Origin of the sequence: Pareuzebyella sediminis (assembly GCF_008367235.1) — a bacterium.
GTDB classification, from domain to species: domain Bacteria; phylum Bacteroidota; class Bacteroidia; order Flavobacteriales; family Flavobacteriaceae; genus Pareuzebyella; species Pareuzebyella sediminis.
In genome coordinates this window covers 1-1,194 of the sequence record NZ_VTZS01000020.1, presented here as the reverse complement: position 1 = coordinate 1,194, position 1,194 = coordinate 1, and the positions used below count along the sequence as shown (strand labels likewise).

The window sequence follows — 1,194 nt, the reverse complement described above, 5'->3', positions numbered from 1 at the left end:
CCATCCTAAGTTTGTCTTTGATTAATTTATATTAGTTAAAACCAAAGAACAAAAGAGCAGAGTAAGGTTACTATAGCCGTAGGAACTTCCGATTCCGTTAACAATGAAAATCCCTGCTCTTTTACCTATACAATACGTTCAGTTCTCTAGGTCTTTTGAACCTGTTTTTAGGATGCTGTATGGATATGGTATTGTTCTTTATAAAATCAAGATATGGATAATATTGCAATTTACGTAGGGATCGACATTTCAAAGGATACTATAGATGTCTATGATTCTGAATCCGGGCATTTTCAGTTCGGTAATGATCAAAATGGATTTTCCTTGTTCAAGAAAAGGCTTTCAGCAGAACATTGGTGTGTCATGGAAGCTACAGGTTGTTACCATCAACGTTTGTCCATTTATCTACATGAGCATGGGATTCGTTTGAGCGTAGTGAACCCCTTGGTCATAAAACGTTTCATTCAGATGAAGTTGAATTATGTAAAGACGGACAAGAGCGACGCAAAGATGATATTTAGATATGCTACCGAACAACCTTTGTCCCTATGGACTCCAGAGGCCGGTTATATTGTGGAATGTAAAAGGCATCAAGGTGCTATAAGACTCTTCTTCAAGCAACGTACGGCCCTTAAGAACATGTTACACTCTTTAGTGACAGGTGGTGGGGCAAAGGATAAACTTGTGAGGTCGATAAGGAGACAAATAAAACATTTGGACAAGGAAATAGGCCTGCTCGAGATTGAAGTGGAGCAGTTGATAAAATCGAACGAACAAAGCTTGTATTCGAGATTGAACACCATACCGGGAATAGGTAGGAAGACAGCTATGATTTTGATAGTTTCGACCAATGGTTTCCGTGACTTCGAGAGTGCGTCCCAGGTATCCTCTTTTTTTGGATTGGCTCCCAATGAAAGAAGTTCAGGTAGTAGTGTGAAAGGAAGGACTAGAATCAGTAAGATTGGAGATCCTCTGCTGCGCAATCATTTATTTCTTTGCAGTTTTACTGCCTGTGTTCATAATCCCCAATGCAGGGCCTTATTCGACCGGATCGTTAGTAAGGGTAAGAGTAAAAAACTTGCGTTGATAGCTGTCTGTAATAAACTTATTAAACAAGCTTATGGAATATCAAAATCAGGTATGGATTATGATCGAAATTATGTGGGTAGGTTGAGCTAAATTTCATTTGTTTTT

General features: G+C 38.8%; 1 protein-coding gene. It reads left to right on the top strand.

Going from position 1 to position 1,194, the window contains the following annotated elements; translation table 11 throughout:
- Positions 1 to 213 precede the first annotated feature (213 nt).
- The gene (locus tag F2B13_RS20325; protein ID WP_149275101.1) at positions 214 to 1,179 is read left to right on the top strand and encodes an IS110 family RNA-guided transposase; all 966 of its coding nucleotides are present in this window, start codon (positions 214 to 216) and stop codon (positions 1,177 to 1,179) included.
- Positions 1,180 to 1,194: the final 15 nt, after the last annotated feature.